Origin of the sequence: Yersinia thracica (assembly GCF_902170565.1) — a bacterium.
In the GTDB taxonomy this organism is placed as follows: domain Bacteria; phylum Pseudomonadota; class Gammaproteobacteria; order Enterobacterales; family Enterobacteriaceae; genus Yersinia; species Yersinia thracica.
The window spans coordinates 1-8,176 of record NZ_CABHXX010000003.1 but is presented as its reverse complement, the minus strand read 5'-3'; the positions used below and the strand labels follow the sequence as shown (position 1 = coordinate 8,176).

Genomic DNA, 8,176 nt, shown 5'->3' with positions numbered 1-8,176 from the left:
ATTCTAATATTTTTCTGTAATTAAAACATTATATATATTTCAGATTGAAATATGCCATTAAAAATAAAATCACGAATGGCATAAATATGCATTTTAATATCTTTATTTTTCTAATTATCTCTTGAGAATTTTCTTAATAAAAGCCAAATTTGGTTGTGTAATATCTCAAATAGGCGGAGAATTACTGCAATCTGTTTTAACAAAATACAAACAAAATAAAGCATAAAACCAAACATAATAATGGATTATACAGTAATTTAATTTCGCTCACTTTTCCTACTGTCCAGTTAAGCTGTTATTTGCTATTGATACATTTTACTTTTTTAATAACAAATGTTTACTGGGAATTAATGATTATTTTCACCGAAACCAGGCGCGGGTCTGATGTCGGCTGAGTGTAAACAAGGCTTGCAGAGGAGTGCCTGGAAATGATACTGATTTATAACGTGGACGGCTGGCGGGAGGCTGAACCACAAGTTTCATCAACTATAGCCCCGTATTTAATGATTAAGTATTCTATTTGAGATGCTTGGTAACTTGCGTTTTATTGAATGCTTTGAGGAATTTTTAGGGTATGAAAAGTGTAAAAATAAGTCTGGCCTGGCAAATACTCATTGCACTGGTGTTGGGTATTTTGGTTGGTGCAATTCTGCATAACCAAATTGAATCAAGAGAGTGGTTAGTTAGTAATATTTTAAGTCCAGCGGGCGATATTTTTATCCGCTTAATTAAAATGATTGTAGTGCCGATAGTTATTTCAACCTTGATAGTGGGCATCGCAGGTGTGGGTGATGCGAAGAAGCTTGGGCGAATTGGCCTAAAAACCATCATCTATTTCGAAGTGATCACTACTGTTGCCATTATTGTCGGGATCACCTTGGCGAATGTGTTCCAGCCAGGGCACGGTATTGATATGTCTGCGTTGACCGTGGTCGATATCTCCCAGTATGAAAAAACCACTGAACAAGTGCAAAGTGGTAGCCACAGTTTGGTCAGTACTATCTTGTCGCTGATCCCTGCCAACGTCTTTGCCTCTATGGCAAAAGGCGATATGTTGCCAATTATTTTCTTCTCAGTGTTGTTTGGTTTAGGGCTGTCTTCATTGCCAAAAGAAACCAAAGAACCACTGTTGAATGTGTTTAAAGCTGTATCTGAAAGCATGTTCAAAGTCACACACATGATTATGCGTTATGCGCCTATCGGGGTGTTTGGTTTGATCTCGGTGACCGTCGCCAACTTTGGTTTTGCATCGCTTATTCCACTCGCCAAATTAGTTGTTCTGGTTTACGCCGCCATTCTGTTCTTTGCATTGGTGGTACTGGGCACTGTGGCCAGATTATGTAAATTGCGTATTTGGACATTAATTCGAATTCTGAAGGATGAGTTGATTCTGGCCTATTCCACGGCCAGTTCTGAGACTGTATTGCCACGAATTATTGAAAAAATGGAAGCTTATGGTGCGCCAAAAGCGATTACCAGTTTTGTGGTACCGACCGGTTATTCATTTAATCTGGATGGCTCCACTTTATACCAAAGTATTGCGGCGATATTTATTGCTCAACTCTACGGTATTGAGCTGTCCCTTGGGCAAGAGATTATTCTGGTGCTGACCTTGATGGTGACCTCAAAGGGCATCGCCGGTGTTCCGGGCGTCTCTTTTGTTGTCTTGCTGGCGACATTAGGCAGTGTCGGTATTCCGCTAGAAGGTTTGGCCTTTATTGCTGGCGTTGACCGTATTCTGGATATGGCGCGTACCGCACTGAATGTGGTGGGTAATGCATTAGCGGTGCTGGTTATTGCCAAGTGGGAAAATCAGTTTGATGATAAGAAAGCTCTAGCTTATGAGAAAGCATTGTTTGCGCCGAAACAGACGCCGGTTCAAAGCTAGCGGTTAAGCTCTTTATTGGTCAAAAATAGCTATCAGCCAAAAATAGCTATCTATCATAAATGACTTATCAGTTAAACCCCCCCCTGTTGGAGCGATACTAACAGGGGGGTTTTTATTGGACGTTCCGGCCAAAGATGAGCATGTAGTTAATTCACGGACATTATTCATTTAAACCTAAGCGATATGACCAGTGAATCAGTTCAGCGACTTTATGTACATCCAGTTTTTTCATCATATTAAGGCGGTGGGTTTCAACGGTTTTCTGGCTGATTGAAAGTTGAGTTGCGATAATACGATTACAGGAACCTTCAGTGATCAGTTTTAATATTTGTCGCTCGCGTGGCGTCAGGATAGTTTGATTTGTTTCGCCGCCTTGAGCCAGTTTACTCAATAAGGCGCTATTCAGTGCGGGGTCAATATAGCGCTTACCCGCAGCGACAGTTTGAATCGCGGCCAGCAAGATTTGCTGTGGGCTTTTCTTCAGAACATACCCTAGCGCACCATTATTGAGTGTCCTGCTGGCGTAATGCTCTTCATGACGCGCAGTCAATGCCAAGATCTTCATGGTAGGCCAGCGGCGGAGAAGCTGAATAATGACATCAAGACCATCCATTCCGGGTAGCCCTAAATCGATAATGACAATGTCTGGCTCGGTTTGACGACACAAGTTATACACGTCCAGCCCATTTTCTGCCTGGCCGACAATTTGATAGCGTGGATAAGCAACAAGCATATTTTTAATGCCATTAATAATCAGCTCATGATCGTCGACAATTAATAGTTTTGTGTTCATAAAGTGAATCCTTTACCTGATGATTTAAATAGTGCCACGGGGTCTTGTGGCTGAAATAGCCAATGGGTTATCTCGTCGAGGCGGGTAATATCTTCCTGTGTAATCACTTTCTTAGTATCAATGGCTATTTCCAGTTGGATAACGGCGTCTTGTAATTCAATTAACCCTGCTTGCCCGGCACAGCCTTTTAGAGTGTGAAGATGGTCCGATAATGTGGGGGGATGAGTAAGAGAGTCTCTTGCTTGTTGCAGTAAATCTTGTAGTGATTTTAATACTTTCAGGCGAAGTGAGCCGTCGGTCAGGTTCAATAATGGTTGGGGCGCGGCTATTTGGGGAGTGAGATTAATCCCACGTTCGAGTTGAAATTGTGCCGTCAGATCCAGAACCTTAGCCAATTGACTGAATGTCACGGGTTTATAAATATAATGATTCATCCCTGCATGATATGCCCTTATCTTTTCGTCAGGGTTAGTATTCGCACTCAGCGCTGTTATCATGCAGCGGCTGTCCAGATTAATTGCATCATTACGCCAGCGCTGAGTTGTCATCAGGCCATCCATGCCCGGCATGCGAATATCCATCAGCACCAGATCAAAATGTTGACTCTGCCCAATACGCAGCGCTACTTCGCCGCTCTCCGCCAGCGTAATGTTATGCCCCAATTGCCGCAGCATCATGCCGGTAATATCACGATTGGTTTCTGCGTCGTCGACCAGCAATATATTCATATGCCAAGGTTGTAACGGGAGAGTATGTCGTATTTCTGGCTGGTAAGGCGTGGTTTTATTATCCAAATACTGTTTTACTTTGGTATATAAACGGCCTGGTAAATAACATAATTCTTTCTCCGCCAAAAGCGTCAGTGGGAGGACGTCAGATTGGCTATTTTTCGATTGGCAGGTTATACCCCAAGCAGATAATTGTGCCTGTAATGGTGAGAGTGGTGCATAGAACTCCCCCTTAAAAGGCATCGCAGGAGTTATTCCATTAAACGGCAGAATTAATGAAAAACGGCTCCCAGAGTTTGGTTTGCTGTAAAGCGTAATGTGTCCCCCCATCATTTTGGCCAGATTATCCGCAATAGTCAGCCCCAAACCCGTCCCTTGCCTATGATCATAAGTCTGAATAAAAGGGCGGAATATCTTCTGTTGATCCTGTAAATCAATGCCACAACCAGTATCCTCAACGGTAAAGCAGAGTTGTTGGCCTTTGCGTTCAACAGTGAGGCTAATACGCCCGTGTTGTGTAAATTTAACCGAGTTACCCAATAGATTAATCAGGATCTGCTTTATGCGCTGACTATCCAGCTCAAGCTCTAGAGGGATATCCGAGCTGACATAAGTCGAGAGAGCAATAGACTTACTGAGCACCTGGCTGTGAATAGTTAACATTGCCTGATCCAGTAAAGGTAATAACGCCGTTTTCTCTTGGGACAGTGTTAATTGGCCCGACTCAATACGCGAAAAGTCCAAAAGATTATTAATTATCGCTAACAATGAATGTGAACACTGGCTAGCCGTTTCTGCCAGCCGATATTGTTCAGGTGTTAGATAGGTATTTTGTAATAATTCGACTGCACCTAGAGTTCCATTTAAGGGAGTGCGAATTTCATGACTTATTGTTGTTAGATGAATACTTTTACGATGATTTGCCTGCTCGGCGGCTAATTTCGATTTTGCTAATGCCAGTGTACGTTCTTTTACTTTCATTTCCAGTGTGTCGTATTGCTCATTCAATGTATCTAGTAAGTTATTGTAAGCACGAGCAATATGGCCTAATTCATCCATGCGTTTAACGGGTAATCTCGGTTCCATCGCATGTGGTCCAGTAGCACCAATGATATTGACAAAGTTCCATAAGGGAATAGCCAGGTAATATCGTAGTAATAAAGAAAGCGCCAGGGTGAGTAACAGCAAAATAGCTAATGCAAAAGGAAGTTGATGCAATGAGGGCTTTGCCGCTTCCCAAGCAAAACCTATTCGTGGATAAATAACTAATTGTTGCCAGCCAGGGCCTTTCAGCTGAGTTCTTAGCACTAAATAATCTGGTGTTTGCTGCCAACCATCATGTAAGGGACTATTTTTCAATTGACGGAGAATTTCATATAATTGGTTTGACGGTATATTCTGTTGATAAATAGGCAATAACTCACCATTCTTATCCAGCAATAAATTAATGTCTCTCTGCTCAATTGATTGATTATTAGTGACTAATTCATTTAGTTTTAATGAAAATCCGGCTAATGAACCTTCCTGATCACAGGCGGCGACAGAAACATGCCAGCCATTTTTTTTTGTATACGTAGGAGTACCCCAAAAAATATTATCGTGAGTGGGAAATACAGGGAGTAAAATTAGCTCTTTGCGGCGTTGCTGCAAATAATCATTAGATGCGTTTTGCGGCTTAAATATTGTAATCCCCTGATTTCTTTTAATCGTAAAACTATCAAGATAATAGGTTTGACCTGAAGTACCATAAGCCTGTGTTACTTGAAGGTCATGCTTCGATTGCGGAGTATTACATATTATTGAGTTAACGAGAGTATTATTCATATTCTCGCCTTTAAGCGATATAGGGAATCCCCAGTTCATTTGATGATGAGTTTGGCGGTTGATCAGCGAGATAGCATCCCGTTCAGCCCCTTCAAATTGGTAATTGCTTAAATCTGCACGTAATGACGCCATGTGTGTTAATTCATTGACTAACCGTTGACGTATATCTTCATATGAAAAGAATGCTGTTGTGGCAATTGAAATTAACCAAATAGCCATTAAGGTTATACCGAGTAAGAATGTCAATCGAGTGACGAGTGATGATGAATTTTCCATGAGGTCACCTGACTGTTTTTTTTAGTACGCCACAGCCTAAAAATGATATCAAGAATTACACTGATTTCATGACTACTCGTTATAGATTCGTTTAATTATGAATAATGAGTAAATCAGGTTTTAACCTTATAACGGATATTTGATTATAGAGGATAATTTAATCGTGGTATTGCTGGAGTTATTATCAATGTTAGAAATATTGAAAATGCAGACTTTAATTAAAGATATTAATTCATCAGATACTGACATTATACACTTTACATTGAATGGTATCCCCGCCAAAGCGATGGATTACGACCATTCTATTTGTATCGGCCTTTTTTTCATTGAAAGAAAAATGATATCTGACTCGACGATTTATTCTATTTCTCTCATGCTAACGGTTCTTGAGGATACGCAAGACTTTGCATTACAGCTTAAGAGTAACTATTGGTGGCTTTGGTATCGGCATACTATTAATGATAGAAGCAATATTAATGATGAAGGTCAGGGGTTGTCAATAAAACTAAATAAACTCAATGAGTTAGTTGATATTTTTAACTCATTGACAACTCAACTTAAAGCACCTAAAAAACGTATTTTAGGCGAATATAAAATAGATGTCAGCAAGGTGACTGTATGAAAGAAATTGCTGGCTTAATATTGTTTTTTTTTATGTCTCAGGTCAATGGCAAAACTATTCCTTGGCAAGGTGAACCTTTTTTTATTTATAGTCGAGGCATGACGGTCACTCATTTATTACAGGATCTCGGGGTTAATTATGGAATTCCTGTGGTTGTTAGCCCAGAAATAACTGAAAAATTTAGTGGTAAAATCCGGGATAAAACACCAGAACAAATACTGTCCGAGTTGGCTGGGCTATACAATATTACTTGGTATTATGACGGGGATATCCTCTACTTCTACAAAACTCAATCTATTAAAAGGGAGCTTATATCTCCTGAAGGTCTGTCAACGGCTTCCTTAATAAAATATCTAAATCAAAGTGGCGTGCCTGCGGCTAAAAACTGTACTGTAAAGGCTATTTCGCCACTTAATGCTATTGAAGTTACGGGGGTGCCAGTCTGCATTGAGCGTGTGAGTTCTCTGACTAAAATGTTTTCCGCGCAAGTTCGTGAGCAAAACCAAAATAAAGAAACAGTGAAAGTCTTCCAGCTAAAATATGCTTCTGCCGCTGACTCTAACTACCAGTATAGGGATCAACAAGTTAAATTACCGGGCCTTGTTAGTGTGCTGCGAGAAATGAGTGCAGGTAATCATTTATCTTTGGGGGGCGAAAAAGAAGCAGAGAGGGGGCCTGCCAGCATGCCACTTTTCTCGGCGGACCCTCGGCAGAATGCGATTATTATTCGCGATCGCCAGGCAAATATGCCGCTTTATCGTAGTTTGATTACACAGTTGGATTTACGGCCTGTCCAAATAGAGATTTCGGTGACGATCATTGATGTTGATGCAGGTGATATCAGTCAGCTTGGTATCGATTGGTCAGCATCCACATCCATTGGCGGAACTGGAATTTCATTTAACAGTGGGGAATCTCAACATAATGCCAATGGATTCTCCACCGTGATAGGGGATAGCGGAAACTTTATGGTTCGCCTGAATGCGTTACAAAAGAACTCACGCGCGCGAGTTTTATCCCGCCCATCAGTGGTTACCTTGAATAATATCCAGGCAGTATTAGATAAAAATGTGACTTTTTATACAAAACTGCAAGGTGATAAGGTGGCAAAACTTGAGTCAATAACATCCGGTTCATTATTACGAGTAACGCCAAGAATGATTGACTCTGATGGTGTGAAAGAAGTCCTACTTAACCTTAATATCCAGGATGGACAACAACAGGCATCAATCAGTAGCAGTGAGCCTTTACCAGAAATACAAAACTCAGATATTTCAACCCAAGCTACATTGCGAGTTGGACAAAGTTTACTCTTGGGTGGGTTCATTCAAGATAAACAAATTGAATCACAAAATAAAATACCCTTATTGGGTGATATTCCCTTATTAGGCGGGTTGTTTCGTAATAGCAATAAGCAATCTCACAGTGTTGTCCGGTTGTTTTTAATCAAAGCCGTACCGATTAACACAGGGGAATAATATGGCAGCGCAATTCAAGCTTCGCATATTGGATGGTGAACTCAATGGCCGCGAACTGGTTTTGCCTAAGGGGGTGTTTACTCTGGGGGATCAGGGGGCCGATGTATTATTGCCATTACCTCAGGGGAAAATATTAACCTTGATAATCAGCGAGAACCAAATAATGCTACAGGTGCCGGGTATTGTTTGGATTAATGGTTTACAGCATGATTTACAACAACCTGTTCCTTTACGGCAAGCCATTGAAACAGAAGGTTTAGCATTGGTACTCGGCGAGGAAAAAGATGTCTTAAGCGGGATAATAGTGCCCCGCCGTTCAGGGTCTCGCTTATTATTATGCTTATCTGTGGCAACATTTATCCTATTAGGATTGTTATTCTCTTTTATATTTTGGTTTACACAACAATCGAATCGGCTGTTTTCTTATCTTCCTCCCTCGATCCCAGCACAATTATCGGAACAATTAAAAATATCCACTTTAGAGGGAATAAACGCAGTCTGGCTAGCCGATGGCAGTGTTGTGTTGAGCGGTCACTGTGCATCATCCCCAGCAGTTATCCAGTTGCA

5 protein-coding genes and 1 pseudogene are annotated in these 8,176 nt (G+C 41.0%); 4 read left to right on the top strand and 2 right to left on the bottom strand.

The genetic code is table 11. The features are described from left to right. Positions 1-574 precede the first annotated feature (574 nt). Positions 575-1,888, top strand: a complete 1,314-nt coding sequence (gene gltP / locus FTA91_RS00415) for a glutamate/aspartate:proton symporter GltP (RefSeq protein ID WP_050114903.1) — start codon at positions 575-577, stop codon at positions 1,886-1,888. A gap of 160 nt (positions 1,889-2,048) precedes the next feature. On the opposite strand, the gene FTA91_RS00410 is transcribed toward gltP, so the two are convergent. Further along, positions 2,049-2,681: a two component system response regulator gene (locus tag FTA91_RS00410; protein ID WP_050114905.1), complete on the bottom strand. Its 633-nt coding sequence runs from the start codon at positions 2,679-2,681 to the stop codon at positions 2,049-2,051. Next, positions 2,678-5,509: a two component system sensor kinase gene (locus FTA91_RS00405; RefSeq protein ID WP_145535552.1), complete on the bottom strand. Its 2,832-nt coding sequence runs from the start codon at positions 5,507-5,509 to the stop codon at positions 2,678-2,680. Before FTA91_RS00405 ends, FTA91_RS00410 begins: the two co-directional genes overlap by 4 nt. A gap of 187 nt (positions 5,510-5,696) precedes the next feature. On the opposite strand from FTA91_RS00405, the gene FTA91_RS00400 reads away from it, so the two are divergent. From FTA91_RS00400 to FTA91_RS00390, 3 genes and pseudogenes are all read left to right on the top strand, one after another. Next, positions 5,697-6,131: a hypothetical protein gene (locus FTA91_RS00400; protein ID WP_050114908.1), complete on the top strand. Its 435-nt coding sequence runs from the start codon at positions 5,697-5,699 to the stop codon at positions 6,129-6,131. Continuing rightward, positions 6,128-7,609: an EscC/YscC/HrcC family type III secretion system outer membrane ring protein gene (locus FTA91_RS00395; RefSeq protein WP_050114909.1), complete on the top strand. Its 1,482-nt coding sequence runs from the start codon at positions 6,128-6,130 to the stop codon at positions 7,607-7,609. Before FTA91_RS00400 ends, FTA91_RS00395 begins: the two co-directional genes overlap by 4 nt. A 1-nt stretch (position 7,610) precedes the next feature. Then, positions 7,611-8,176: pseudogene (locus FTA91_RS00390) on the top strand (type III secretion system inner membrane ring subunit SctD); the annotation flags it as partial.

What these genes read in the sequence shown, in the direction of transcription:
- FTA91_RS00405 (WP_145535552.1), bottom strand. Translation starts at nt 5,509, where the DNA reads ATGGAAAATTCATCATCACTCGTCACTCGATTGACATTCTTACTCGGT.
- gltP (WP_050114903.1), top strand. Translation starts at nt 575, where the DNA reads ATGAAAAGTGTAAAAATAAGTCTGGCCTGGCAAATACTCATTGCACTG.
- FTA91_RS00400 (WP_050114908.1), top strand. Translation starts at nt 5,697, where the DNA reads ATGTTAGAAATATTGAAAATGCAGACTTTAATTAAAGATATTAATTCA.
- FTA91_RS00395 (WP_050114909.1), top strand. Translation starts at nt 6,128, where the DNA reads ATGAAAGAAATTGCTGGCTTAATATTGTTTTTTTTTATGTCTCAGGTC.
- FTA91_RS00410 (WP_050114905.1), bottom strand. Translation starts at nt 2,681, where the DNA reads ATGAACACAAAACTATTAATTGTCGACGATCATGAGCTGATTATTAAT.